At 69.1% G+C, this 25,835-nt stretch carries 28 protein-coding genes; 11 read left to right on the top strand and 17 right to left on the bottom strand.

Annotated elements, in window-relative coordinates; genetic code table 11:
• Position 1: 1 nt before the first annotated feature.
• From QRN40_RS15455 to QRN40_RS15445, 3 genes are all read right to left on the bottom strand, one after another.
• Positions 2-838, bottom strand: a complete 837-nt coding sequence (locus tag QRN40_RS15455; protein ID WP_285116668.1) for an AMP nucleosidase — start codon at positions 836-838, stop codon at positions 2-4.
• A gap of 28 nt (positions 839-866) precedes the next feature.
• Positions 867-1,607 (bottom strand): VIT1/CCC1 transporter family protein, encoded by a 741-nt coding sequence (locus QRN40_RS15450; RefSeq protein ID WP_502878923.1) that lies wholly within the window; start codon positions 1,605-1,607, stop codon positions 867-869.
• A gap of 69 nt (positions 1,608-1,676) precedes the next feature.
• Entirely contained in the window at positions 1,677-3,452 is a 1,776-nt protein-coding gene (locus QRN40_RS15445; protein ID WP_285117509.1) for a DEAD/DEAH box helicase, read from the bottom strand.
• Between the two features lie 115 nt (positions 3,453-3,567).
• Here QRN40_RS15445 and QRN40_RS15440 point away from each other — a divergent pair, with 115 nt between their 5' ends.
• Complete coding sequence (locus QRN40_RS15440; RefSeq protein ID WP_285116667.1) at positions 3,568-4,356, top strand: SGNH/GDSL hydrolase family protein; 789 nt, start codon at positions 3,568-3,570, stop codon at positions 4,354-4,356.
• Positions 4,357-4,378: 22 nt separating this feature from the next.
• On the opposite strand, the gene QRN40_RS15435 is transcribed toward QRN40_RS15440, so the two are convergent.
• Both QRN40_RS15435 and QRN40_RS15430 read right to left on the bottom strand, forming a co-directional pair.
• A complete protein-coding gene (locus QRN40_RS15435; RefSeq protein ID WP_285116666.1) occupies positions 4,379-4,978 on the bottom strand; it encodes a histidine phosphatase family protein in 600 nt (199 codons plus the stop codon).
• A gap of 40 nt (positions 4,979-5,018) precedes the next feature.
• Complete coding sequence (locus QRN40_RS15430; RefSeq protein WP_502878941.1) at positions 5,019-5,855, bottom strand: Sir2 family NAD-dependent protein deacetylase; 837 nt, start codon at positions 5,853-5,855, stop codon at positions 5,019-5,021.
• 85 nt (positions 5,856-5,940) lie between these two features.
• Between QRN40_RS15430 and QRN40_RS15425 the strand changes: the two genes are divergently transcribed.
• Both QRN40_RS15425 and QRN40_RS15420 read left to right on the top strand, forming a co-directional pair.
• Entirely contained in the window at positions 5,941-6,765 is an 825-nt protein-coding gene (locus QRN40_RS15425; RefSeq protein WP_285116664.1) for a TrmH family RNA methyltransferase, read from the top strand.
• Between the two features lie 20 nt (positions 6,766-6,785).
• Entirely contained in the window at positions 6,786-8,042 is a 1,257-nt protein-coding gene (locus QRN40_RS15420) for a D-alanyl-D-alanine carboxypeptidase family protein (RefSeq protein WP_285116662.1), read from the top strand.
• Positions 8,043-8,108: 66 nt separating this feature from the next.
• On the opposite strand, the gene QRN40_RS15415 is transcribed toward QRN40_RS15420, so the two are convergent.
• The gene (locus tag QRN40_RS15415) at positions 8,109-9,191 is read right to left on the bottom strand and encodes a glycosyltransferase family 4 protein (protein ID WP_285116661.1); all 1,083 of its coding nucleotides are present in this window, start codon (positions 9,189-9,191) and stop codon (positions 8,109-8,111) included.
• Complete coding sequence (locus tag QRN40_RS15410; protein WP_285116660.1) at positions 9,188-10,090, bottom strand: alpha/beta fold hydrolase; 903 nt, start codon at positions 10,088-10,090, stop codon at positions 9,188-9,190. Before QRN40_RS15410 ends, QRN40_RS15415 begins: the two co-directional genes overlap by 4 nt.
• A gap of 99 nt (positions 10,091-10,189) precedes the next feature.
• Between QRN40_RS15410 and treS the strand changes: the two genes are divergently transcribed.
• From treS to QRN40_RS15395, 3 genes are all read left to right on the top strand, one after another.
• On the top strand, positions 10,190-11,899 hold the full coding sequence (treS, locus tag QRN40_RS15405; RefSeq protein WP_285116659.1) for a maltose alpha-D-glucosyltransferase: 1,710 nt from the start codon (positions 10,190-10,192) through the stop codon (positions 11,897-11,899).
• A gap of 120 nt (positions 11,900-12,019) precedes the next feature.
• Positions 12,020-12,706 (top strand): exonuclease domain-containing protein, encoded by a 687-nt coding sequence (locus tag QRN40_RS15400; RefSeq protein ID WP_285116658.1) that lies wholly within the window; start codon positions 12,020-12,022, stop codon positions 12,704-12,706.
• A gap of 62 nt (positions 12,707-12,768) precedes the next feature.
• Positions 12,769-13,086 (top strand): DUF4190 domain-containing protein, encoded by a 318-nt coding sequence (locus QRN40_RS15395; RefSeq protein ID WP_285116656.1) that lies wholly within the window; start codon positions 12,769-12,771, stop codon positions 13,084-13,086.
• Between the two features lie 122 nt (positions 13,087-13,208).
• Here the strand turns inward: QRN40_RS15395 and QRN40_RS15390 are convergent, their stop codons facing one another.
• From QRN40_RS15390 to glgA, 3 genes are all read right to left on the bottom strand, one after another.
• Positions 13,209-13,460: a type B 50S ribosomal protein L31 gene (locus QRN40_RS15390; protein WP_018191113.1), complete on the bottom strand. Its 252-nt coding sequence runs from the start codon at positions 13,458-13,460 to the stop codon at positions 13,209-13,211.
• 152 nt (positions 13,461-13,612) lie between these two features.
• On the bottom strand, positions 13,613-14,413 hold the full coding sequence (locus tag QRN40_RS15385; RefSeq protein WP_285116655.1) for an ABC transporter ATP-binding protein: 801 nt from the start codon (positions 14,411-14,413) through the stop codon (positions 13,613-13,615).
• A 10-nt stretch (positions 14,414-14,423) separates the two neighbouring features.
• On the bottom strand, positions 14,424-15,626 hold the full coding sequence (gene glgA, locus QRN40_RS15380) for a glycogen synthase (RefSeq protein ID WP_285116654.1): 1,203 nt from the start codon (positions 15,624-15,626) through the stop codon (positions 14,424-14,426).
• Positions 15,627-15,673: 47 nt separating this feature from the next.
• Between glgA and QRN40_RS15375 the strand changes: the two genes are divergently transcribed.
• Both QRN40_RS15375 and serB read left to right on the top strand, forming a co-directional pair.
• On the top strand, positions 15,674-16,918 hold the full coding sequence (locus QRN40_RS15375) for a glucose-1-phosphate adenylyltransferase (protein ID WP_285116653.1): 1,245 nt from the start codon (positions 15,674-15,676) through the stop codon (positions 16,916-16,918).
• A complete protein-coding gene (serB, locus tag QRN40_RS15370; RefSeq protein ID WP_285116652.1) occupies positions 16,915-17,574 on the top strand; it encodes a phosphoserine phosphatase SerB in 660 nt (219 codons plus the stop codon). Before QRN40_RS15375 ends, serB begins: the two co-directional genes overlap by 4 nt.
• A 29-nt stretch (positions 17,575-17,603) precedes the next feature.
• Here serB and fabG read toward each other — a convergent pair whose 3' ends face one another.
• Positions 17,604-18,314, bottom strand: a complete 711-nt coding sequence (gene fabG, locus QRN40_RS15365) for a 3-oxoacyl-ACP reductase FabG (RefSeq protein WP_285116651.1) — start codon at positions 18,312-18,314, stop codon at positions 17,604-17,606.
• Positions 18,315-18,387: 73 nt separating this feature from the next.
• On the opposite strand from fabG, the gene QRN40_RS15360 reads away from it, so the two are divergent.
• Genes QRN40_RS15360 through QRN40_RS15350 form a run of 3 tightly spaced genes read left to right on the top strand, consistent with a single transcriptional unit; the run spans position 18,388 to position 19,813 of the window.
• On the top strand, positions 18,388-18,696 hold the full coding sequence (locus QRN40_RS15360) for a DUF3099 domain-containing protein (RefSeq protein ID WP_285116650.1): 309 nt from the start codon (positions 18,388-18,390) through the stop codon (positions 18,694-18,696).
• Positions 18,693-18,953, top strand: coding sequence for a hypothetical protein (locus QRN40_RS15355; protein ID WP_285116649.1), 261 nt, complete (start codon positions 18,693-18,695; stop codon positions 18,951-18,953). Before QRN40_RS15360 ends, QRN40_RS15355 begins: the two co-directional genes overlap by 4 nt.
• Entirely contained in the window at positions 18,950-19,813 is an 864-nt protein-coding gene (locus tag QRN40_RS15350; protein WP_285116648.1) for an SURF1 family cytochrome oxidase biogenesis protein, read from the top strand. The genes QRN40_RS15355 and QRN40_RS15350 overlap by 4 nt, the downstream gene beginning before the upstream one ends.
• 31 nt (positions 19,814-19,844) lie before the next feature.
• Here the strand turns inward: QRN40_RS15350 and QRN40_RS15345 are convergent, their stop codons facing one another.
• The 6 genes from QRN40_RS15345 to sufB all read right to left on the bottom strand — a co-directional run bounded on the left by QRN40_RS15345 (position 19,845) and on the right by sufB (position 25,662).
• The gene (locus tag QRN40_RS15345; protein WP_285116647.1) at positions 19,845-21,443 is read right to left on the bottom strand and encodes an ABC-F family ATP-binding cassette domain-containing protein; all 1,599 of its coding nucleotides are present in this window, start codon (positions 21,441-21,443) and stop codon (positions 19,845-19,847) included.
• A 103-nt stretch (positions 21,444-21,546) separates the two neighbouring features.
• A complete protein-coding gene (locus QRN40_RS15340) occupies positions 21,547-21,876 on the bottom strand; it encodes a metal-sulfur cluster assembly factor (RefSeq protein ID WP_285116646.1) in 330 nt (109 codons plus the stop codon).
• Between the two features lie 39 nt (positions 21,877-21,915).
• A complete protein-coding gene (sufC, locus tag QRN40_RS15335) occupies positions 21,916-22,710 on the bottom strand; it encodes a Fe-S cluster assembly ATPase SufC (protein ID WP_285116645.1) in 795 nt (264 codons plus the stop codon).
• A gap of 2 nt (positions 22,711-22,712) precedes the next feature.
• Positions 22,713-23,042 carry a non-heme iron oxygenase ferredoxin subunit gene (locus tag QRN40_RS15330; protein WP_285116643.1) on the bottom strand — a complete coding sequence of 110 codons (330 nt, stop codon included), beginning with the start codon at positions 23,040-23,042 and terminating at the stop codon, positions 22,713-22,715.
• Positions 23,042-24,247, bottom strand: coding sequence for a Fe-S cluster assembly protein SufD (gene sufD, locus QRN40_RS15325; RefSeq protein ID WP_285116641.1), 1,206 nt, complete (start codon positions 24,245-24,247; stop codon positions 23,042-23,044). The genes QRN40_RS15330 and sufD overlap by 1 nt, the downstream gene beginning before the upstream one ends.
• The gene (sufB, locus tag QRN40_RS15320; protein ID WP_285116640.1) at positions 24,244-25,662 is read right to left on the bottom strand and encodes a Fe-S cluster assembly protein SufB; all 1,419 of its coding nucleotides are present in this window, start codon (positions 25,660-25,662) and stop codon (positions 24,244-24,246) included. The genes sufD and sufB overlap by 4 nt, the downstream gene beginning before the upstream one ends.
• Positions 25,663-25,835: the final 173 nt, after the last annotated feature.

Genomic DNA, 25,835 nt, shown 5'->3' with positions numbered 1-25,835 from the left:
GTCAGTCGTCTTCGAACCGCAGGTGGCGGACGCTGCGGCCGTTGCGGCGCACCAGGCGCAGCGCCTCCACGCCGATCCGGATGTGCCGCTCGACGAAATCGCGCGTCACGCCACGGTCGCTCTCCTCCGTCTTCACGCCCTCCGGCGTCATCGGCTGGTCCGACACCAGCAGCAGCGCGCCACTCGGGATGCGGTTCGCGAAGCCGGCGGCGAAGACCGTCGCGGTCTCCATGTCCACCGCCATGCAGCGGGTCCGCTTCAGGTACTCCTTGAACGTGTTGTCGTGCTCCCACACCCGCCGGTTGGTCGTGTAAACGGTGCCGGTCCAGTAGTCCTGGCTGAAGTCGCGGATGGTCGACGACACCGCCCGCTGCAGCTGGAACGCCGGCAGCGCCGGGACCTCGGGCAGAAGGTAGTCGTTCGACGTGCCCTCGCCGCGGATGGCCGCGATCGGCAGCACCAGGTCGCCGAGCCGGCTCTTGCTCTTCACCCCGCCGCACTTGCCCAGGAACAGCGCGGCCTTCGGGCAGACGGCCGAGAGCAGATCCATGATCGTCGCGGCGTTCGGGCTGCCCATCCCGAAGTCGACCATGGTGATGCCGTCGGCGGTCGCATTCGGCATCGACCGGTCGAGTCCGCGCACCTCGGCGCCGTACCACTCGGCGAACCGCTGAACGTAGTCGCCGAAGTTGGTCAGCAGGATGTACTCGCCGAACTCCTCGAGCGGGGTGCCCGTGTACCGCGGCAGCCAGTCGCGGACGATGGTCGTCTTGTCCTTCATCGACGACTCGGGAGGGACGGCCAGCGACGAGTCGATCGTGTTCTCCGCGTCCACCATGTTCCGTGTCCTTCCCGTCGGCCGGGGGCTACCCGGCCACACCCGTCCCGAGCAGCGTGCCCACGATGAACGTGGCCACCAGCGCGAGGGCACCGCCCACCACCACTCGTACCATGGCACGGCCGCGCGAGCTGCCCCCGATATAGGCCGCGATGTACCCCGTGATCGCCAGCGCGATCAGCACGGCGACGAACGTGACCGGGATGCGCAACCCGACCGGCAGCAGGATGGTCAGCATCGGCAGCACGGCGCCGCAGGTGAAGGCGACGGCCGAGGCGAGGGCGGCGTGCCACGGGCTGACCACGTCGTCCTGGTCGATCCCGAGCTCCGCCGACAGGTGGGCGGCGAGGGCGTCGTGCGCGGTGAGCTCCACCGCGACCTGTCGCGCCGTCGCCGGAGACAGCCCGCGCTGCTCGTACAGACCGGTGAGCTCGTCCAGCTCCTCCTCCGGCATCTCCTCCAGCTCGCGACGCTCCTTCGCGATGAGCGACCGCTCGCTGTCGCGCTGGCTGCTCACCGATACGTACTCGCCCAGTGCCATCGAGATCGCACCACCGACGAGCGCGGCGAGTCCCGCCGTGACGATCGCCGGGACGGACGAGGTCGCACCTGCGACACCGACCACCACCGCTGCCACCGACACGATGCCGTCGTTCGCCCCCAGGACTCCGGCCCGCAGCCAGTTCAGCCGCTGCGCCAGGCCTGCGCGGTGCGGTTCGTCCGGATGCGCCTCCGGAGCGGTGCCGCCGCTCCCCGTCATCTCGCTCATGCGCCCAGCCTAGGAAGTGACCGCCCTGGCCGCCAGGAAGGTTCGGCGAGCCTAACGCGGTCCGGCGTCTTAGTGGCTCCCGAGCCGCTTCCGTAGGAAGTCGATCCTCGACTGCAACTGGGTCACGCTCGCCTGGGCGACGGCCGGTCCGCCGCACGCCCGCCGCAGCTCCGCGTGCACGAGACCGTGCGGCTCCCCCGACTTCTTCGCGTACAACCCGACGAGGCTGTTGAGCAGCTGGCGCTGCTCCTTCAGGGTGCGGTGCAACGGCGCAGGCGGGTGCCCGTCGGCCGTGGCAGGCCGCGAGGTGTGGCGCCGCGCCTGCCGCTGCTGGCGTTGCTGCAGGAGCTCGTGCACCTGCTCAGGCTCGAGGATGCCGGGCAGCCCGATGAAGTCGAGCTCCTCCTCGGTGCCGGGCACCGCGAAACCGCCGAACTCCTTGCCGTCGTAGAGCACCCGGTCGAAGTTCGCCTCCGACCCGAGCGCCTCGAACGCGAACTCCTCCGTCAGCGCCTCCGACGCCCGTTCCTCCCGGTTCGCGTCGGCCACCATCGCGTCCTCGGGGTTCCACAGGTCGCCCTCGGCGTTCTCGTCCGTCACGCGATCGAGCGCGTGATCGCGCTCGAGTTCCAGCGCGTTGGCCAACGCCATGAGCATCGGGACGTTCGGCAGGAACACCGAGGCCGTCTCACCGCGCCGCCTGGCTCGCACGAATCGGCCGATCGCCTGGGCGAAGAACAGCGGCGTGGATGCGCTGGTCGCGTACACGCCCACCGCCAGCCGGGGCACATCCACGCCCTCCGACACCATGCGCACCGCGACCATCCACCGCGAGTCGCCCTTCGAGAACGCCTCGATCCGGTCGCTCGCCTCCTTCTCGTCGGAGAGGACGACGGTGACCGGCTCTCCGCTGATCTGGTGCAGCAGGTCGGCGTACGCCCGCGCGGTGTAGCGGTCGGTCGCGATGACGAGGCCGCCCGCATCCGGGATGGAGTTGCGCACCTCGGTCAGTCGGCGGTCGGCCGCCGACAGGACCGCCGGGATCCATTCGCCGCGCGGATCGAGCGCGGTGCGCCACGCCTGCGCAGTGATGTCCTTCGTGTTGCCCTCGCCGAGCCGCGCCTCCATCTCGTCGCCGGTCTTGGTCCGCCAGCGCATGTGGCCCGCATAGACCATGAAGATCACGGGCCGGACGACGCCGTCGGCGAGGGCTCGGCCGTAGCCGTAGTTGTAGTCGGTCAGCGAGGTCCGGATGCCCTGCTTGTCGGGCAGGTAGGTGACGAACGGGATGGGCGCCGTGTCCGACCGGAACGGCGTCCCCGTGAGGGAGAGTCGCCGGGTGGCACGTTCGAACGCATCCCGGATGCCGTCGCCCCAGCTGAGCGCGTCGCCGCCGTGGTGCACCTCGTCGAGGATGACGAGCGTCTTATACGACTCGGTGATGTCTTTGTGCAGGCTCGGTCGCATCGCCACCTGCGCGTAGGTGACCGCCGCACCGCGGTAGTGCCGTGCGTAGCGTCCGTCCGAGTTCTTGAAGTCGGGATCGAGGTGCAGCCCCACGCGCGCGGCCGCCTCCGCCCACTGACGCTTCAGGTGCTCGGTCGGCGCGACCACCGTGACCCGCTCGACGACCCGGCGGGACAGGAGCTCGGTCGCGAGCCGCAGCGCGAACGTCGTCTTACCGGCGCCGGGGGTCGCCGCCGCGAGGAAATCCCGCGGCTCGTGCACGAAGTACGCGTCGAGGGCCTCGGCCTGCCAGGCACGGAGCTTGTTCGCCGTTCCCCAGGCCGCGCGCTCCGGGAACGACGGCGACAGATGCTCCGCCGCGAAGCTTCCCGCGTGCACGCCAGGCCGATCGGAGTCCTCGAAGGACTCATCGGGCTCGGGTAATGCTGACGTCTCCACTTGGATCAAATCTACCCGAGCCCGCCGACACCGCCGTCCGATGCAGAATGGAGCAATGGCCCACGCTCTGCATCCCTGGTCCCGCTACGTCGCCCTGGGCGACTCGTTCACCGAAGGCATCGGCGACCCGGAGCCGGGGAGCCCGGGCGGGCATCGCGGCTGGGCGGACCGCGTCGCCGAGGTCCTGAGCAGGCAGACCGACGACTTCGCGTACGCGAACCTGGCCGTGCGCGGCAAGCTGATCAAGCAGATCCTCGACGAGCAGGTGGATGCCGCGGTCGCCCTCCGTCCGGACCTCATCACCATCTCGGCGGGCGGCAATGACGTCATCCGCCCGGGCACCGACCCCGATCAGATCGCGGCACTGTTCGACGAAGCCGTCTCCCGACTGAGCGCCGACGGTGCGACGGTCGTCGTCTTCACCGGGGTCGACGTCGGCTTCTCGCCCGTGTTCCGCGGCATCCGCGGCAAGGTGGCGATCTACAACGAGAACGTGCGCGCGATCGCGGCGCGCTACGACTGCATCGTGGCCGACCAGTGGGCCCTGACCGAGATCCAGGACCAGCGGATGTGGGCCCCCGACCGCCTCCACCTCGCGCCCCTGGGCCACCACACCGTGGCGCGGATGGTGCTCGCCGCCCTCAACGTCGAGAACGACCTGCAGCCGCTCCAGCCCGAGCCGCTGCCGGTGCGCACGTGGCGCCAGGCCCGCTCCGAGGATCTCTCCTGGGCGCGCGCCTACCTCGTGCCGTGGGTGCTGCGCCGCATCCGGCACCAGTCGTCCGGCGACCATGTGCTGCCGAAGCGGCCTGAGGCCGGCCCGTTCCTCACCTCGGGCGAGTGAGCGCGTTACACGCAGCCGCGCGTCACATCACCGACGCGGTGTAGAGGTCGCGGTCCTCCGGGCCCAGGTTGAACCGGTCGAGGGTGATGACGCCGTCGTCGTACAGGAAACGGTGCACCGAGCCGTTGGGGATGAGCTCCCCCGGCCCCGGCAGCGCATGGTCGGTGACGTGCCGGACCAGCGACGAGATGACGCCGCCGTGGCTGACCACGATGACGTTCTCGCCGGGATGCTGCTCCCCCAGCTCACGGAGGGCGGGTAGCGCACGGGCGACGACCTGATCGCGCGACTCGCGGCCCGGAACCGGCTGCCCCTCCGGCCAGCGCTCGAGGATCTGCTCGCCGGTGAGTCCCTCCGCCTCGCCGTACTGCCGCTCAGCGACAGCGGGCAGCCGGGCGGGTTCGCCCAGACCGACATGCCCGGCGATGATCCGTGCGGTGTCGAGCGCACGCGAGAGCGGGCTCGCGTAGATCGCGTCGAACCGTCCGCCGGCGAGAGCCAGACCCGTCGTCTCGGCCTGCGCACGTCCCGTCGCGTTCAGCGGGATGTCGCTGGAGCCCTGGATGCGCTTGGCGAGGTTCCAGTCGGTCTGTCCGTGCCGCACCAGCGAGATGAAGGTCACGCGCGTCCTTTCGTCCGGGACGCGGGTGAGTCGGTCGGTGTCAGCCCAGCCGCTTGGCGAGCTCGACCAGTGTCTCGGTCGTCCCACCATCCAGCTTAATGGTCGCCCGCCCGTCGCCCTTGGTCTGGCCGCGGTTGACGATCACGATCGGCAGGCGGCGACGCCGTGCCTCCTCGAGCAGGCGGATGCCCGAATTGACGGCCAGCGACGACCCGGCGATCACCAGTGCGTCGGCCGAGCGGACCAGCGCACTCGCCTCGCGGTACTTCTCGGCGGGGACGAACTCGCCGAAGAAGACGACATCCGGCTTCAGGTGGCCGCCGCAGACGGTGCAGTCCGGGACGGTGAAGGCGTCGATGTCCGTGACGATCGCGTCGCCGTCCGGTGCGATCTCGACGGCTCCGTCGGTGTCGAGCCACGGGTTGGCCGCGTCGATGCGCGCGGTGATCGCTTCCCGGGCGAAGATCTGGCCGCAGACCAGGCAGAGCACGCGGTCCATCGCTCCGTGGAGGTCGACGACTTTGCGCGACCCCGCCTGCTTGTGCAGGCCATCCACGTTCTGTGTGATGACGCCGTTGGCCGCACCCGACTCTTCGAGTCGCACGAGCGCGCGATGGCCGTCGTTGGGGTGCGCGGCAGCGAACCGGCGGTAGCCGAGGTGACTTCCGGCCCAATAGCGCTTGCGGAAGCCGTCGTCGGCGAGGAACTGCTGGAACGTCATCGGCGTGCGCTTCGGCGCACCCTCGCCGCGGTAGTCCGGGATCCCCGAGTCGGTGGACACGCCGGCCCCGGTCAGAACCGCGAACCTCCGGCCGGAGAGCAGCTCGACGGTCTGGTCGATGCCGCGGGCGAGCTCGGGCGAGAGCGCGGTCGTCAGCGTGGTCACATCAACCTCCAAGTCCTTCTGAAGTCTAAACACCCCAGTTTTCGGTTTTGTTTCGTGCGCCTGGCAATGTTGAGGCATGCTCCTGCACCGCATCGCCGACCTGGAGGCCGACGGCCTCGCCGACTACTCGCGTCTCACCGACGTCGCGCTGCGACGCGTCAGCGAGCCGGCCGGCGGGTTGTACATCGCGGAGTCGACGAAGGTCATCACCCGGGCGCTCGCTGCGGGCCACCGGCCGCGGTCGGTCCTGCTGCAGGAGCAGTGGCTCCCCGACATGGAGCCGCTGCTGGCGCCGTTCCCCGACGTCCCCGTGTTCGTCGGCGACGCGGCCGTGCTGGAGCGCCTGACCGGCTACCACCTCCACCGCGGCGCGCTGGCGGCGATGCACCGGCCCGCGCTCCCCGAACCCGCCGGCCTGCTGCGGGATGCGCGGCGCGTCGTCGTGCTGGAGGACATCGTCGACCACACCAACGTCGGGGCGATCTTCCGTGCGGTGGCGGGTCTCGGGGCGGACGCCGTCCTGGTCACCCCGCGCTGCGCGGACCCGCTCTACCGCCGTAGCGTCCGCGTCAGCATGGGGACCGTGCTGCAGGTGCCGTGGACCCGGCTGCCCGAGTGGGATGCGGCGGTGCCGCTGCTCCACGACGCCGGCTTCGAGATCGCCGCCCTCGCGCTCGCCGACGACGCGGTCGGCCTCGATGCGTATGCCGCCGATCCGCCCGAACGGGTCGCGATGGTGTTCGGCGCGGAGGGCGACGGCCTCAGCCGCCGGGCACTCGCGGCCGCCGACACCGTGGTCACCATCCCGATGCTGCACGGGGTCGATTCGCTCAATGTCGCCTCCGCGTCGGCGGTGGCACTCTGGGCGTTGCGCGCGCGTTCTCAGCCGTCGCATCACTAGCCCCGGCTAAAATCGACGCGATGCCCCAGCAAGCCCTCGCCGATCCGCCGCGCCGAGTTCCGCGCAATGTCTACCGCCGACGCCGCATCGTGGTCTTCGGCATCCTGATCGCGGTGCTGGTGGCGTTCGTCTACGTCGTCGGGTCGCTGGTGGCCCCGGTCCCCGCCACGGCAGCGGCCGTCGCGCACGAGAAGTCGCTGGTGCAGCCCGCCGCCCAGCTGGCGTGGCCGTCCTACGGCTCGTCGGCGATCGTCGCGCCCGACTATCCCGGTGCGTCCGCCACGCACGGAAGCGACGCGAGCGTTCCCATCGCCAGCATCACCAAGACCATCACGGCCCTGGTCGTGCTGGAGAAGAAGCCCCTGAAGGGCGACGAGCAAGGGCCGGAGATCGCGTTCACGCAGCGCGACGTCGACATCTGGAACGAGGTCGTGGGCGCCGGAGGATCGTGGGCCCCCGTCGTCGCGGGTACTTCCTTGACCGAGAAGCAGGCCTTGGAGGCGATGCTGCTCCCGTCAGCGAACAACTACGCGATCTCGCTGACGAACTGGGCGTTCGGGTCGACGAGCGCCTACGTGAAGGCCGCCAACGACTGGCTCGCGCAGAAGGGCTTCACGGGCACGAAGATCGTCACGCCGGACGGACTCGACCCCGGCAACGTGAGCACGACGAAAGACCTGATCGGGATCGGAAAGCTGGTTCTGCAGTCTCCGGCGCTGACCTCCATCGTCTCCCAGAAGAGCGCGACCCTGCCGGGCGCGGGACCTCAGGACAACACGAACACCCTGCTCGGCTTCGAGGGTGTGGACGGCATCAAGACCGGGAACACCGACCAGGCCGGCAACTGCCTGCTGTTCTCGGCCGAGATCCCGATCGGCACCACCAAGGTCCGCGTCATCGGCGCCGTGCTGGGAGCCCCCACCCACGACGATCTCTGGGCGGGCGTCCGGGCTCTGCTGACCAGCATGAAGGCCGGGTTCCATCCCGTCACGGCGGTCGAGAAGGGGCAGGTGTTCGGGACTTACACGACCGCCTGGGGAGTCACCTCCAAGCTGATCGCGACCGAGACCAAGTCGTTCGTGGTCTGGTCCGACACGCCCATCACCGTCGACCTGCAGACCCGGCCGCTCTCGTCGGGATTCAAGGGCGACATCCTCGGCCAGGGGACGTTCACGCTCAACGGGTCCACGGCGACCGTCCCGCTCGCGCTCGCGCGCGACGTCCCGGATCCGGGCTTCGGCTGGCGCCTCGCCCATCCCGGCGGTCTGGGCACGTAACGCGCCTGCTTGACGCGACACGCCGCGCGTGCGTCCCCTCCGACGGCGTGTCGTGTCAACCAGACGTCAGTGGCGGCGTCGGGGGCCGACCGTTGTCAGCACGTTCAGCAGCCGCTCGGCCGATCCGTCCCAGGTGTACCGCTGCGCCTGCGCATGGCCGGCGGCCGAGCGGGCCGCCCAGACACCGTCCTCCTCGAGGTGCCGCACCCGCGCCGCGACCTGCTCGGGCGAGTCCGCCTCGAAGAACAGCGCGGCCTCCCCGCCGATCTCGCGGAAGATCGGGATGTCGCTGACGACCACCGGCGTGCCGACCGTCATCGCCTCCACCAGCGGGATGCCGAACCCCTCGTCGTGCGAGGCGGACACCAGCGCCGTCGCGGCGGCCAGCGTCTCCGCGTACTCCTCGTCGCTGGCGCCGTTGTGGAAGACCAGCCGCGCGTCCGGCGTGAGCGCGCTCAGGCGCTCCCGTTCCGCATCGGGCACCCGGCTCATCAGATGGAGGGTGTACTCCGGCAGCAGCGCCACCGCCCGCACCAGCGTGTCCACGTTCTTGTACGGCATGAACGAGCCCATATAGACCAGGCTCTTGCTCTCGGGCGCCGTGCGCTCAGCGCGGCCGGGCGCCAGCTCGGGCATGTCGGCCGCGTTCGGGACGACGTGCACCGGCCGCTTCGTCAGGTGGTGCTCGGCGATGAGGTCCTTCGTCGTCCCCGAGACGGTGACGACGGCATCGGAGCGGTTCAGCAGCAGCCTCTGCGGCCACCACGCCAGGTGGTACAGCCGCCAGAGTCCGCGCACGAAGGCCGGCAGATCGCGCGGCGGCGTCGGGTGCCGGTAGTAGATGAGGTCGTGCACGGTGAGCACGAGGCGGTACTTCCGGCCGAAGGCGCCCATGGTCTGCATCGGCGTGAAGACGATGTCGGGCTTCAGCCGGTTGACGGTCCGCGCCACCCACGGCTCCCCCATCGACGTGGGCGACTGGATGAGCTCCCACGGCAGGTCCGGAAGCAACTCCAGCTGCCGGTGGTCGCTGATCAGCATGGTGACCGGATGCAGCTTCGAGAGCGCGGTGACGAGCCCGGCCGTGTAGCGGCTGATGCCGTCGTGCCGGCCGATGCGTGTGTAGCGGCAGTCGAACAGGATCCTCATGCGCGCGCCTTCAGGAAGTCCTGAATGGCGCGGGCCGCCGCCTCCGGGGTCTCGTAGTGGATGAGGTGGCCGACCTCCGGGATCGCCACCAGCTTCGCCTGCGGGAAGAGCTTCTGCAGCCGGTACTCGGCCGCGATCGGGGTGATGTCGTCTTTCTCCGCCGCGACGAGCAGGGTCGGCTCCGGGATGCGCGCCGCGTACTCGCTGACGTCGTGCGACACCGAGGCGCGGAACGCCTCCAGAACCACCCGGCGGTCGCTGAACGCCGAGAAGTAGCGGTCGTGCTGGTCGTGGATCCAGCGACGCAACGCCGGCTCCTTGGTCTTCGCCATCGCGACGCTCATCACACGGACGATCACGCGGTTGCGCAGCAGCGCGAACCCGAGCCTCTCGGGAAGCACGGCGGCGAGCCAGTAATAGAAGATCGCCAGGCGCGTGAGCACGCCGCGCGGCCCCTGCAGGGCCGGCTGGCCGATCGGGTTCACTAGCACCACCGCGTCCGGACGGGCGCTGTCGGATGCCGCGGCCAGCGACCCGGCGACGACGATCGACCCGAACGAGTGCCCGAGCAGCACCACCCGGCCGGTCAGTCCCAAGCCGGACACGAAGGCGCGGAGCCAGCTCCCGTATCCTTCGACGTCGTGCGCCGCTCCTGTCATCGGCGTCGAGTCGCCGAAACCGGGAAGGTCGGGCGAGACCATCCGTACGCCGTCCAGCTGAGCCACCACCGGCTCCAGTCCGTGGTGGTCTCCGCGGAAGCCGTGGACGAGCACCAGCGTGGTCGCTGCATCCGGGTCGCCGTAGTCCCAGAACCGGGTGGTCGAGCCGAGGACATCGGCCGTCCCCTCCCGCACGGGCACCCGCCCGAGGGCGGCGGCATAGGGCGAGCTGACAGTCATCGCTAACAGTCTAGGCAGGGACTGGACAGCGCACCGTCCGCAGGTCCTAGACTTCTACGGTTGCAATCGCTTGCAGCGTCACCGCTCTGAAGGAGAACCGTGAGCTTCACCGCGCCCATCACGCTGCCCGGACTCGCCCTGGACCCCCAGTGGTACCGCCGGTCGGTCTTCTACGAGGTCATGGTGCGGTCGTTCGTCGACAGCAACGGCGACGGCTCGGGAGACATCAGCGGGCTCACCTCGAAGCTCGACTACCTGCAGTGGCTCGGGATCGACGCGCTGTGGCTTCCCCCGTTCTTCCAGTCGCCCCTGCGCGACGGCGGGTACGACGTCGCCGACTTCAAGTCGATCCTCCCCGAGTTCGGGACGATCGACGAGTTCCGCGAGCTGGTCACCAAGGCGCACGAGCGCAACATGCGCATCATCATCGACCTGCCGATCAACCACACGTCCGACCAGCACGAGTGGTTCCAGCAGTCCCGCTCCGACCCGGAGGGGCCGTACGGCGACTTCTACGTCTGGAACGACACGGACGACAAGTGGCCGGACATCCGCATCATCTTCGTCGACACCGAGGACTCCAACTGGGCCTTCGACGAGGCGCGGCGCCAGTTCTACTTCCACCGCTTCTTCTCGCACCAGCCCGACCTCAACTTCGAGAACCCGGCGGTGCACGAGGCGATGTACGACATCGTCCGGTTCTGGCTCGACCTGGGCGTCGACGGCTTCCGGCTCGACGCCATCCCGTACCTCTACGAGTCCGACGAGGGCAACGGCGAGGGCGAGCCGAAGACGCACGAGTTCATCATCAAGCTGCGCGAGTGGGTCGACCGCGAGTACCCGGGCCGCATCATGATCGCCGAGGCCAACCAGTGGCCCCGCGAGGTCGCAGCGTTCTTCGGCAGCGAGGACGAGCCGGAGTGCCACATGGCCTTCGACTTCCCCGTCATGCCCCGCATCTTCTACGCGCTGCGGTCGCAGCAGGCCGGCGAACTCGTCCGGGTGCTGTCCGAGACCACGGACGTCCCCGACGGCGCGGCCTGGGGCGTCTTCCTCCGCAACCACGACGAGCTCACCCTCGAGATGGTGAGCGAGGAGTACCGCCAGGCGATGTACGGCTGGTACGCCTACGACCCGCGGATGCGCGCCAACATCGGTATCCGCCGACGGCTCGCGCCGCTGCTGGACAACTCCCGGGCCGAGCTGGAACTCGCCCATGCGCTGCTGTTCTCGCTGCCGGGAAGCCCGTTCCTCTACTACGGCGACGAGATCGGGATGGGCGACAACATCTGGCTGCCGGACCGCGACAGCTCCCGCACCCCGATGCAGTGGACGCCGGACCGGAACGCGGGCTTCTCCAGCGCGGACCCGGGCAAGCTATTCCTCCCGGTCGTCCAGTCGCTGGTCTTCCACTACAACCAGGTGAACGTTGAGGCGCAGCTCGCCCAGTCCCGCTCGCTGCTGCACTGGATCCGCAACGTCATCCACGTGCGCAAGGCGCATCCCGTCTTCGGGCTCGGCGACATCCGCGTGCTGCCGACCGATCACGAGTCCGTGCTGGCGTTCGTGCGGTCGTACGCCGGAAGCGGGTCGCACTTCGGCGACCAGCCGGAGGACGTGCTGTGCGTGTTCTCGTTCGCGCACAATCCCGTCTCCGTCACGCTGGAGGCGCCGGAGTTCGCCGGCAGCACGCTCTACGACCTGTTCGGCGGGGCCGAGTTCCCGACCGTCGCCGACGACGGCCGCTTCACGCTGACCCTCGGCACGCAGAACTTCTACTGGCTGCACATGGAGCCGCGCCGCGACTGAGCGCCGCCCCGTTCGCTGAGGTGCTCGAACCTGCGCCCGACACGCCGTCGGTACGTGCAACTACGAGCACCTCGGCGTGCCTGCCGACGGCATGACGGTGGTGGTGCTTAGCGTTGGGTCATGAGCACCTGGCACCAGCGACTCGGCGTCTTCGACCTCGAGACCACCGGCATCGACGTCGAATCGGCCAGGATCGTGACCGCGCACGTCGGCCTGCTCGACGAGACCGGTGAGGTGCTCCACCGGCGCGACTGGCTCGTCGACCCGGGCGTCGAGATCCCGTCCGAGGCCACGGCCATCCACGGCATCACGACCGAGCGTGCCCGCACCGACGGGATGGATGCGGCACGCGCCGTCGCCGCGATCGTCGCGCAGCTGCGCAGCCTGTTCGACCGCGGCATCCCCGTGGTCGCCTACAACGCGCCCTACGATTTCACGCTGCTGGACCGGGAGGCGCGCCGCTACGACGTCGCGCCGCTGGTCGCTCCCGGTCCGATCGTGGACCCGTTGGTGATCGACAAGGCGGTGGACAAGTTCCGCCGTGGCAAGCGCACCCTGACCGTCACGGCGACGCACTACGGCGTCGATCTTCTGGCCGCGCACGACGCGGGGGCGGACGCGATCGCAGCGGGCCGCGTGGCGCAGGCGCTGGCGCGCATCCACGCCGAAGCTCTCGCGTTGGAGGCCGCAGAGCTGCACCAGCGTCAGGTCGACTGGTGCCGCGAGCAGGCGGCCGACTTCCAGGAGTACATGCGTCGCGAGCGCGACCCGCAGTTCACGACGTCCGGAGCCTGGCCGCTGCGCTGATCCACTCTCCCCTCTAGCTGGGGGCTACTGGTGGATCCGCCGGTCCCGCTATTCTCGGCGGCATGAGCGACTCGAATCTCAACCCGCAGCCCCTCCCGCCCCAGCAGCAGCCGCAGTACTCGCAACCCTACGGCGGAGCACAGCCCGGCTGGAACACCATGGCCATCGTCGCGTTCGTCGCGACGTTCTTCATCAGCATCCTCGGCATCATCCTCGGCTTCATCGCCCTGTCGCAGATCAAGCGCACGGGCGAGCAGGGCCGCGGACTCGCCCTCGCCGCCATCATCATCGGCTTCATCGCGCTGGCCCTCGGCATCATCGTCACGATCATCGTCATCGTGGCCGCCGCCAACTCGGCCGTCTACTACCAGGGCAACTGACCCGCGCCCGCCGCATCCCGCCTTCCGCTATCGAAGGAGAATGGACTCCAAATCTCCGACGCCGTCCCCCGGAAACGACGAAGGCCCCCGTCCTGCTGGACGGGGGCCTTCGTACGTGCGGCTTACTTGCCGAAGCTCTTGTAGCGGGAGTTGAACTTCTCCACGCGGCCGGCGGAGTCCATGATGCGCTGCTTGCCGGTGTAGAACGGGTGCGACTCGGACGAGATCTCGACGTCGATCACCGGGTAGGTGTTGCCGTCCTCCCACTCGATCGTCTTGTCGCTCGAGACAGTGGAGCGGGTGAGGAACGTCGCACCCGAGGCCAGGTCGCGGAAAACCACCGGGGCGTAGTCGGGGTGGATGCCAGTCTTCATCAGGACTTCCTTGTTGCAGCTAGTTGTCGGTTCGGTCGTGTCCGCGCAGACCGCGTGGACGGGAAGCTTCAGACCCGTGAAGCGAACGGAGCCATGACAGCACGATCGGTTCGGGGACCAGCTATCGAGTCTAGCAGATCAGGGGCGCGTGCTCAGCCTTCGACGCCCTGGCGAGACCGCGCCGCGTAGCGGCCGTCGGACTCGCTGATCTCGATGTCGATGCCGAAGGTCGCGCTCAGATTCTCGCTGGTGAGCACCTCGTCGATCGGGCCCTGGGCCATGATCTCGCCGTCCTTCAGCAGCAGCGCGCGGTTGAACGCCTGCGGGATCTCCTCGACGTGGTGCGTGACCATCACGATCGCGGGCGACTTCGGGTCGCTGGCGTAACCGCCGAGCAGCTGCAAGAGCTCCTCGCGGCCGCCGAGGTCGAGGCTCGCGGCGGGCTCGTCGAGCAGCAGGATCTCCGGGTCGGTCATCACCGAACGGGCGATCTGCACACGCTTCTGCTCGCCGTCGGAGAGGCTGCCGAAGGTGCGCTCGGCCAGGTGGTCGAGGTGCCACTCCGAGAGGACGCGGTGCGCCCGGCGCTCGTCGATCTCCTCGTAGAGCTCGTTCCAGCGACCGGTGACGGCGTACGCGGCGGTCATCACGACATCCAGCACCCGTTCGTTGCGCGGGATGCGGCGGGCGAGAGCGCTGGAGGCGAAGCCGAGCAGCGGGCGCAGCTCCGCGAGATCCGTGTGGCCCACTGACTCCCCGAGCACCACGGCCTCGCCGGAGGTCGGGTAGAGGGCGGCGGCGGCGACCTGCAGCAGGGTCGTCTTGCCTGCGCCGTTGCGGCCCAGGATCACCCACCGCTCGTCCGGCGCGACCGCCCAGTCGATTCCCTGGAGGACGGGGTTGCCGTCCCGTACAACGGACACGTCGGAGAGCAGGAGAACGCTGTCGGCCATGCCCTCCAGCCTACCCGTCGCGCGACCCGCGTCCCGCCAGCGACCGGTACACGTCGCGGGTCTGCTCCGCGATCGCGGTCCAGCTGAACGACGTCTCCGCGCGCTCGCGCCCGGCGCGTCCCATCTCCGCCGCGCGGGCCGGGTCGCTGACGACCTCCGTGAGCGCGGCGGCGAGATCGGCGACGAACTTTTCGGGATGCGTCGGCGTCCCCGTTCCGTCCTGCGCCTGCTCGATCGGGACCAGCCGCCCCGTCACGCCGTCGACGATCACCTCGGGGATGCCGCCGGTCGCCGTGCCCACGACGGGCAGGCCGCAGGCCATCGCCTCGAGGTTGACGATCCCGAGCGGCTCGTAGATCGACGGGCAGACGAAGACGGTGGATGCAGTGAGCGCGATCCGCAGCTCGTCGTTCGGAAGCAGGCGGTCGATCCAGACGACGCCGTCCCGCTCGTGCTGCAGCTCTTCGACCAGTCCGCTCACCTCGGCCAGGATCTCCGGCGTGTCGGGCGCGCCGGCGCAGAGGATCACCTGCACCTCCGGGGGAAGCAGGCGCACGGCACGCAGCAGGTACGGCAGCCCCTTCTGGCGCGTGATGCGGCCGACGAAGATGACGGCGGGACGGTCGGGGTCGATCCCGAGGGCCCGCGCGCGGTCGTCGTCGCGCAGCGGCTGCCAGCGCTCCAGGTCGATGCCGTTGTAGATCGTGACGACCTTGGTCGGGTCGAGGGCGGGGTAGGCCGCGAGGATGTCGCGCCGCATACCGTCGCTCACCGCGATGACGGTGTCGGCGGCCTCGAAGGCCGTCTTCTCGATCCAGCTCGACACGCGGTAGCCGCCGCCGAGCTGCTCGGCCTTCCAGGGCCGCAGCGGCTCGAGACTGTGGGCGGTGACGACGTGCGGGACGCCGTGCAGCAGCTTGGCCAGGTGGCCCGCGCCATTCGCATACCAGGTGTGCGAATGGACGACGTCCGCTCCCCCGCAGTCCTGCGCCATCTGCAGGTCGACACCGAGAGTGGCGATGGCGCCATTGGCATCCGCGAGCTCTGCGGGCACGCGGTACGACGCGGTATCCGGCTCCTCCCGACGCTCTCCGAAGGCCCGCACGATCACCTCGGTGTCGACCCGCAGGGCCTTCACCAGCTCGGTGACGTGCACCCCGGCACCGCCGTAGATGTCCGGCGGGTACTCACGGGTGAGAAGATCGACGCGCATGACCAAAACGCTAGTACAGCGAACACTTCGCCTCTACTGTTAGGGGCATGGCACCAGGCAAGAAGATTTTCGGCATCGTCCTCGCGGGCGGAGAGGGAAAGCGGCTGATGCCGTTGACGGCGGACCGGGCGAAGCCCGCCGTGCCGTTCGGCGGGCAGTACCGTCTCATCGATTTCGCCCTGTCGAACCTGATCAACTCGCAACTGCGCCAGATCGTCGTGCTCACCCAGTACAAGTCGCACAGCCTCGACCGCCACGTGTCTCAGACCTGGCGGCTGGACGGCATCACCAGCTCCTACATCGCCTCGGTCCCGGCGCAGCAGCGTCTCGGGAAGCGCTGGTTCAGCGGATCGGCGGACGCCATCCTGCAGAGCCTCAACCTGCTGCGCGACGAGAAGCCGGACATCGTGGTCGTCGTCGGCGCGGACCACGTGTACCGGATGGACTTCGCCCAGATGATCGAGGCCCACATCGCGTCGGGTGCGCCCGCCAGCGTCGCCGCCATCCGTCAGCCCATCGGGCTGGCCGACCAGTTCGGCGTCATCGAGGTCGAGCCGGAGCGCCCCGACCGCATCGGCGCGTTCCGCGAGAAACCGCGCGACCCGATCGGCCTGCCGGACTCGCCGAACGAGGTGCTCGCGTCGATGGGCAACTACGTCTTCGACGCCGACGCGCTCATCGACGCGGTGGTCCGCGACGGCGACCGGCCCGACTCCAACCACGACATGGGTGGCGACATCATCCCCGACTTCGTGGCGCGCGGCGAGGCGGCCGTCTACGACTTCAACAACAACGACGTTCCGGGCTCGACCGACCGCGACCGCTACTACTGGCGGGATGTGGGAACCATCGACTCGTTCTTCGAGGCCCACCAGGACCTCATCTCGGCGCTGCCGATCTTCAACCTGTACAACAACAGCTGGCCGATCTTCAGCCAGGTGCTCAACTCCCCGCCGGCGAAGATCGTGCGCGACGGCCGCGGCGCGCTGGGCACGACCATCGACTCCATCGTGTCGCTCGGGTCCGTGATCTCCGGCGCCCACCTCGAGCGCAGCGTGCTGGGCCCGTGGGCGAAGGTCGACTCCGGCGCGAAGGTCATCGACTCGGTGGTCTTCGAGCGCGCGATCATCGAGCCGAACGCGTTCGTGGGCCGCGCCATCCTCGACAAGGATGTGGTGGTCGCCGAGGGCGCGCAGATCGGCGTGGACCCGGATCGCGACCGGGCACGCGGCTTCACTGTCACCGACTCCGGCATCACCGTGGTCGGCAAGGGCGTGCACGTCGTTCCATGACGAACGAAACGCACAGAATCGCGTCGGTCCTGGTCGTCCTCGATGCCGACTCCACCCTCCTTCAGGACGAGGTCATCGAACTGCTGGCGGAGGAGGCGGGCTCCCGCACAGAGGTCGCGGAGATCACCGAGCGCGCCATGCGCGGTGAGCTCGACTTCGAGGAGAGCCTGCGCGAGCGCGTCCGCACCCTCGCGGGCCTTCCGGCGGAGGTGTTCCAGCACGTCGGTGAGCGCATCCGCGTCACGGAGGGCGTCCCCGAGCTGATCGCCGGGGTGCACGCGGCCGGCGGAGTCGTCGGTGTGGTCTCCGGCGGCTTCCACGAGCTGCTCGACCCGATCGGCGAGCGTCTCGGTCTCGACCACTGGCGAGCGAACCGGCTGGTCGTCGCCGACGGCGTGCTGACCGGCGAGGTCGACGGACCCGTGGTGGATGCCGCCGCGAAAGCGCAGGCCCTGCTGTTCTGGGCTGCTGCGGCCGGCGTGCACCTCAGCCAGACCGTCGCGATCGGCGACGGCGCCAACGACCTCCGGATGATGGCCGAGGCCGGCCTCGCCGTCGCTTTCAACGCCAAGCCGAAGGTGCGCGCGGAGGCCGACGTCGTGGTCGACCGCGCCGACCTGTCGCAGGTGCTCCCGCTCCTGGGCCTGCGCGGCTGACCGCCGGCGGCGCCGCGCGCCTCAGTGCGTCAGTGACCCATCCCGAGTCCGCCGTCGACGGGGATGACCGCGCCGGAGATGTAACCGGCGTCGTCGCCCGCGATCCACGTGACGACCTTGGCGACCTCCGTCGGCGAGGCGAAGCGTCCGGCCGGGATGCTCTTCTTGTACTCGGCCTGCTGCGCCTCGGGGAGGGCTGCCGTCATGTCCGTCTCGATGAAGCCGGGGGCGACCACGTTCGCGGTGATGCCGCGCGCGCCGAGCTCGCGGGTGATCGAGCGCGCCATGCCGACGAGACCGGCCTTCGAGGAGGCGTAATTGACCTGACCGGCACCGCCGAACAGCCCCACAACGCTGGAGATCAGCACGATGCGGCCGAAGCGCGCCTTGAGCATCCCCTTGTTCGCACGCTTGACGACGCGGAACGCCCCGCCGAGGTTCGTCTCGATCACCGAGTCGAACTCCTCATCGGTCATCCGCATGAGCAGCGTGTCCTTGGTGATTCCCGCGTTGGCGACCACGACCTCCACCGGGCCGAGCTTCTCCTCCACCTCGGTGAAGGCGGCATCGACGGACGCGGCGTCGGTCACGTCGGCCCGCACGGTCAGCGCACCCTCCGGACCCTCGCCCGACCGCGCGGTGACCGCGACGCGGTGCCCCTGGGCGACGAACTCCTCGGCGATGGCGTAGCCGATCCCCCGGTTTCCTCCGGTGACGAGGACGGTGCGTGGCGTGGTCATGCGGTTCCTTTCTGCAAGATGTCCGTGAACGGACCGCCACCCAGTTTATGGACGTACTCTGGTGTCTACGCACATGAAGAAGCCCTCAGCTCCGTCGATCACGAGCCTGCCCCTCTCCCCCGACGAGGAACGTCGGCACCGGATGATCAAGTATTCGGTCGCCATGAGCATCCGCGTCGTGTGCCTGATCGTCGCCGTGATCGTTCCCGGGTGGTGGGCCGCCGTCCCGCTGATCGGCGCGATCTTCCTGCCGTACTTCGCCGTGGTCATCGCGAACGTCTCGGTCGACCCCCGTCGAGAAGAAGTCCAGCGTCCGGGCAATATCCTGCCAATGGCGCCCCCGCCACCGGGGCCGCGCTACGACCAGCAGGAGGACCAGTGATCGGGCTCGGATCGGATGAGCCGGAGCCGTTGACGTGCTCCCGCGCCGGCTGCCGCGCGACGGCGTCGTGGCGGATCGAGTGGCGCAACCCGCGAATCCACGCCGAAGACCGGGTGAAGGTCTGGCTGGCGTGCGATGAGCATGTGGAGTTCCTGCGCGATTTCCTCGCGGCGCGCGACTTCCCGCTGCGCGTCGTGTCCGTGGACGAGGCCGAAGTCGCCGGAGCCGAGGTCGAACCCGAACGGCCGAGGGCGTGAGCGGCCGCGCGCCCGAGGGCTGGCGCTTCGCCATCTCGCGCCGCTGGTTCGGGTACCTCGCGTTCGCGATCGTGTTCGCGATCGCGTGCGGATTCCTCTCCAACTGGCAGCTCGCCCGGAGCAAGGAGGCGGCGGCCGCGAACGCGCTGGTCACCGAGAACTACGACTCGAAGCCGGCTCCGCTCACCGACGAGCTGAGCAGCCTCACCGCCTACTCGCCCAAGCAGGAGTGGCGGCGGGTCACGGTCACCGGCACCTATGAGCGCGACAAGCAGCTGCTGGTCCGGAACCGCCCCTTCAACGGCAGCCCCGGTTTCGAAGTGCTCACCCCGCTGCGCACGGCGGACGGCTCGCTGTTCGTGGTGGACCGGGGATGGGTCCCCACCGGCAACACGACCGACTCCCCCGACCACGTGCCCGCGGCACCCGCCGGGACGGTCACGGTGGTCGCGCGGCTCAAGGCGAGCGAGCCGGCGATCTCGGGACGGACGGCGACCGGCGACCAGGTGGGCACCATCCAGCTGTCGGTCGTCAAGCAGAAGTTGGGCGACGCAGCGGTCTACACCGGGGCGTACGGCCTGCTCGACAGCGAGGATCCGGCCCCCGCGACGGCCCCGACACCGACCGTGACGTCTCCCCCGACCCAGGACGAGGGTCTCCACTGGTCGTACATGATCCAGTGGATCATCTTCGCGCTGATCGGGTTCTTCGGTCTCGGCTACGCGCTGGTGACCGAGTACCGCAAGCGCAACTCCGACGACCCGGCCGAGAAGGCGCGGGCGGCGGAGCGCGAGCGCCGGCGCCGGGCCCGGCGCACCGACGCGGACGTCGAGGACGAGCTTCTCGACGCCGCGCGCTGACCCCGGCCTCCTCGGCGCAAATCGTGCAGGGCTAGGCCAGCGAGATCAGGTCGAGGTAGTCGCGGTTCCAGTGGTCCTCGACGCCGTCGGGCAGGATGAGCACCCGCTCGGGATTCAGGGCCTCGACAGCACCCTCGTCGTGGCTGACCAGGACGACGGCGCCCTCGTAGTGCGCCAGCGCATCCAGGATCTCCTCGCGGCTCGCCGGGTCGAGGTTGTTCGTCGGCTCGTCGAGCAGCAGGACGTTCGCACCGGACACGACGATCATCGCGAGCGCGAGACGGGTCTTCTCGCCGCCCGAGAGCACGCCCGCGGGCTTGTGGGCGTCATCCCCGGTGAAGAGGAAGGAGCCGAGCACCTTGCGCGCCTCCGTCTCGGTGAGCGACGGCGACGACGACACCATGTTCTGCAGCACGCTGCGCTCGACGTCGATCGTCTCGTGCTCCTGCGCGTAGTAGCCGATGCGGAGTCCGTGACCGGGCTCCACCTGGCCGGTGTCCGGGCGATCCACGCCCGCGAGCATCCGGAGCAGCGTCGTCTTGCCCGCACCGTTGAGCCCCAGAACGACGACCTTCGAGCCGCGGTCGATCGCGAGGTCCACGGCCGTGAAGATCTCCAGCGAGCCGTAGCTCTTCGACAGGTCGCTGGCCTGCAGCGGGGTGCGGCCGCAGGGCGCCGGCGTCGGGAAGCGCAGCTTCGCCACGCGGTCGGCCTGACGCACGTCCTCGAGACCGGCCAGCAGCTTCTCGGCGCGGGCGACCATCTGGTGGGCGGCGGCGGCCTTCGTGGCCTTCGCGCCGAACCGAGCGGCTTGGAGCTGCAGCGCCCCCGCCTTCTTCTCGGCGTTGGCGCGCTCCTTCTTCCGGCGCTCCTCATCGGCGGCGCGCTGACGCTGGTAGTTCTTCCACCCCATGTTGTAGATGTCGATGACCTGGCGGTTCGCATCCAGATAGAAGACGCGGTTGACTGTCTCGCCGACGAGCTCGACGTCGTGCGAGATCACGATGAAGCCGCCGGTGTAGTTCTTCAGGAACTCGCGCAGCCAGATCACGGAGTCCGCATCCAGGTGGTTGGTCGGCTCGTCGAGGATCATCGTACGGGCGTCCGAGAACAGGATGCGCGCCAGCTCGATACGGCGGCGCTGGCCGCCGGACAGGGTCTTCAACGGCTGGTCCAGGATGCGGTCGGGCAGGTTCAGGTTCGACGCGATGGATGCGGCCTCGGCCTCGGCCGCGTACCCGCCGTGCAGGTGGAACTGCTCCTCCAGCCGGCCGTACTTCTTCATGGCGGCTTCGGAGACGGCCGAGTCGGTGCTCGCCATGTCGAGCGTCGCCTCCCGCATCCCCAGCACGATCGAACCGAGGCCGCGGGCGTCCAGGATGCGCGTGCGCGCGAGGTCGTCGAGGTTGCCGGAGCGCGGGTCCTGCGGCAGGTAGCCGAGGTCGCCCGAACGGTCGACCTTGCCCGCAGTCGGCAGCAGGTCGCCGGCGAGCACCTTCGTCAGCGTCGTCTTCCCGGCGCCGTTGCGCCCGACGAGCCCGATCTTGTCGCCATCGGCGACGCGGAAGCTCACGTCCTCCATGAGGAGGCGCGCGCCTACGCGCAGTTCAAGACCCTGCACGGCAAGCACGTGGTTTCTCTTTCTTCTCAGTTCTCAGCAAACAGTTCCGGACTCTTTCGAGGACGCGCGGCAGCGCGCTCGAAAAAGTCCGGAACTGTGGAAGAGGGGAATGCTAAATGGCGAAGCCGAGGGCGCGCATCATGTCGCGACCGTCATCGGTGATCCGCTCGGGACCCCACGGCGGCATCCACACCCAATTGATGCGGAAGGCCTCGACGATGCCGTCCAGGCTCTCGGCGGTCTGCTCCTCGAGCACGTCGGTGAGCGGGCAGCCGGCACTGGTGAGCGTCATCGAGATGATGAGCGCGTTGTTCTCCTCGTCGAAGGCGAGGTCGTAGATGAGACCGAGGTCGACGACGTTGATCCCGAGCTCGGGATCCATGACGTTCTTCAGCGCCTCCTCGACCTGGTCGAAGAGCGCCGGGCTCAGCGTGGCGGGCATGATCGGATTCTACCTCTCTGCGGTGTGGAGCGGCCGGGCTCAGGCCTCGGCGAGCTCGGCGGCGGAGGCGGATGCGGCCTCGGGGGCGTCGACGTAGCGGTCGTAGCCCTCCTCCTCGAGGCGGTCGGCGAGCTCGGGGCCGCCCTGCTCCGCGACCTTGCCGGCGACGAAGACGTGCACGAAGTCCGGCTTGATGTAGCGGAGGATGCGTGTGTAGTGCGTGATGAGCAGGATGCCGAGGCCGGTGTTGGCCTTGGCGCGGTTGACGCCCTCCGACACGATCTTCAGCGCGTCGACGTCGAGGCCGGAGTCGGTCTCGTCGAGCACGGCGAACTTCGGCTTGAGCAGCTCGAGCTGCAGGATCTCGTTGCGCTTCTTCTCGCCGCCCGAGAAGCCCTCGTTGACGTTGCGCTCGGCGAACGAGGAGTCCATGCGCAGCGCGTTCATCGACTCGCGGACATCCTTCACCCAGGTGCGGATGGACGGCGCCTGGCCCTCGATCGCGGTCTTGGCAGTGCGGAGGAAGTTGGTGTTGGTGACGCCGGGGATCTCGACCGGGTACTGCATGGCGAGGAACATCCCGGCGCGGGCGCGCTCGTCGACGGTCATCGCGAGGACGTCCTGGCCGTCGAGCGTGATCGTGCCCCGGGTGACCGTGTACTTGGGGTGACCGGCGATCGTGTACGCGAGGGTCGACTTGCCGGAGCCGTTCGGGCCCATGATCGCGTGGATCTCACCCTCGTTGATGGTGAGGTCGACGCCGTTCAGGATGGGCTTGGTGCCCTGGTCCGTCTCGACGGTGACGTGGAGGTCGCGGATCTCGAGGACTGACATGGTTACTTGGTCTCTTTCAGAACGCTGGGGTCGATGTAGACGTCTCCGTCGATGATCTCGACGCTGTAGACGGGGACCGGCTCGTAGGCCGGGAGGTTGAGGGGCTTGCCGGTGACGAGCGAGAACTGGGAGCCGTGCGCCCAGCACTCGAGCGTCTCGTCCTCGACGAAGCCTTCGGACAGCGAGATCTCGCCGTGCGTGCAGGTGTCGCCGATGGCGTGGATGCTGCCGGCGGAGTCTTTGACGACCGCGATCGGGACGCCCTCGACCACGACACGCGTGGCCTGGTTCTCCACCAGCTCCGCGACCCCTGCGACGCGCTGCGCCGCCATCAGTGCTCAGCCCCGGCGGCCGTGACCGTCGACGACTGGAGCTCGTCCTCGATCTTCGCCTGCAGGCGCTCCTGCAGCGCCGGCGAACCGATCTGCTGCACGATCTCGGCGAGGAATCCGCGCACGACCAGGCGGCGCGCCTCCTCCTCCGGGATGCCGCGCGACTGCAGGTAGAAGAGCTGCTCGTCGTCGAACCGGCCGGTCGCGCTGGCGTGGCCGGCGCCGACGATGTCGCCGGTCTCGATCTCGAGGTTCGGCACCGAGTCGGCGCGGGCGCCGTCGGTGAGCACGAGGTTGCGGTTCTGCTCGTAGGTGTCGGTTGCGACGGCCTTCGGGCCGATCAGCACGTCGCCGATCCAGACCGTCCGAGCGCCCTGCCCCTGCAACGCGCCCTTGTAGGTCACCCGGCTGCGGGTCTCCGGGCCGTCGTGGTGCACGTAGACCTGCTGCTCGAGGTGCTGCGACGCGTCGGCGAAGTAGGCTCCGAGCAGTTCGGCGTCCGAGCGCGCACCGGCGAGGTGGGCGGACGGGTTCAGCCGCACGACCCCGCCGCCGAGGGTGACGGCGACGTGCTTGATGCGCGCCCCGTCGCCGAGCTCGGCGAAGTGGGCGGCGACATGGAGGGCGTCGTCATCCCACTCCTGGAGCGAGACCACCGTGAGGTCGGAGTCGGCACCGAGGAGGAACTCGACGTTCTCGGCCAGGTGCGCCGAGCCGAGGTTCTGCAGGATGAGCGTCGCGGCGGCCCCCGGGGCCACCTCGACCACGGTGTGCGCCGCTCGCGCCGCGCCACCGAGGGCGGAGCGGGTGAGGGTCACCTCGCGGTGGTCCCCGCTCAGGTCGGCAGCGATGCTGACGACCAGCGCCTGCTCGAACGCGGTCCACGCGTTGGCGGAGGCGCGGTCCTCCGGCGTGCCGGCGACGCCGATGCGGGCGTCCTCGCGGCCGACCCACGCCGTGGTCACGCCGGGAGCCGTCGTCACGTCGTACACGTACGGCGCGCCGTCGAGCTCACCGCTGATGAGCTCCTCGATGCGTGCGACGGGGGTGTACTTCCACATCACCTCGCGGCCGGTCACCGCCGGGAAGTCGGAGACCTCCGTTGAGGTGAACCGCTCGGCACGGCTCTGGACGGGGACGGGCGCGCGGAGGTGCTTCGGGGCGGGGGCGGCCGGGTCGGTCGTCGTCGTCTCGATCTGCGTCATCCGACAGAGCCTTCCATGCCCATCTCGATGAGCTTGTTGAGTTCGAGTGCGTATTCCATGGGCAGCTCGCGGGCGATCGGCTCGATGAAGCCGCGGACGATCATAGCCATGGCCTCGTCCTCCGGGAGCCCACGGGACATCAGATAGAACAGCTGCTCCTCGCTCACCCGCGAGACGGTCGCCTCGTGGCCGAGCTGGACATCGTCGACGCGGATGTCGATGGCCGGATAGGTGTCCGACCGCGAGATCGTGTCGACCAGCAGCGCGTCGCACCGCACGGTGTTGGCGGAGTGGTGCGCAGCAGCATCCACGCGGACCTCGCCGCGGTAGCCGGCCCGGCCGCCGCCGCGGGCGATCGACTTGGAGACGATCGACGACTGCGTGTACGGAGCCATGTGGATCATCTTGGCGCCGGCGTCCTGGTGCTGACCGGGACCGGCGAAGGCGACGGACAGGGTCTCGCCCTTGGCGTGCTCCCCCATCAGGTAGATCGACGGGTACTTCATCGTCACCTTGGAGCCGATGTTGCCGTCGATCCACTCCATGGTCGCGCCCTCGGCCGCGGTCGCCCGCTTGGTGACCAGGTTGTAGACGTTGTTCGACCAGTTCTGGATGGTCGTGTAGCGAACGCGGGCGTTCTTCTTCACGATGATCTCGACGACCGCGGAGTGCAGCGAGTCGGACTTGTAGATCGGAGCCGTGCAGCCCTCGATGTAGTGGACGTAGCTGCCCTCGTCGGCGATGATCAGCGTCCGCTCGAACTGGCCCATGTTCTCGGTGTTGATCCGGAAGTAGGCCTGCAGCGGGATCTCGACGTGAACGCCCTTCGGCACGTAGACGAACGAGCCGCCGGACCACACCGCGGTGTTGAGCGCCGCGAACTTGTTGTCGCCGGAGGGGATGACGGTGCCGAAGTACTCTTCGAAGATCTCGGGGTGCTCGCGCAGCGCGGTGTCGGTGTCGAGGAAGATCACGCCCTGCTGCTCCAGGTCCTCGCGGATCTGGTGGTAGACGACCTCCGACTCGTACTGCGCGGCGACGCCGGCGACGAGACGCTGACGCTCCGCCTCCGGGATGCCCAGCTTCTCGTACGTGTTGCGGATGTCCTCGGGGAGGTCTTCCCAGCTCTGCGCCTGCTTCTCAGTGGAGCGGACGAAGTACTTGATGTTGTCGAAATCGATCTCCGACAGATCGGCGCCCCAGGTCGGCATCGGCTTGCGCTCGAACAACTGCAGGGCCTTGAGGCGGCGCTGCAGCATCCACTCGGGCTCGTTCTTCAGTGCGGAGATGTCTTTCACCACCTGGGGTGAGAGACCACGACGTGCGGAAGCGCCCGCAGCGTCGGAATCCGCCCAGCCGAACTCGTACTGCCCCAATGAGGCGAGCTCAGGCCGATCGATCAGGATGTCTGACATATCTACCTCGTTTCCTTCCACTCGTAACCGGATATCAGTCCGGCTCATTCCCCTCGGAACACACGGCACGAGGCCGGTGGCGTTCAGAGGGTCGTGATTGTGCGGGTGGCGGTGGCTGCGTACCAACACATGCGTACCTAAACTGTCCAGGGAGACGGGCCACGATGCCCCGG

The sequence above is a fragment of the Leifsonia sp. fls2-241-R2A-40a genome (assembly GCF_030209575.1).
Lineage (GTDB): Bacteria > Actinomycetota > Actinomycetes > Actinomycetales > Microbacteriaceae > Leifsonia.
This window is presented reverse-complemented; position numbering and strand designations above follow the sequence as displayed.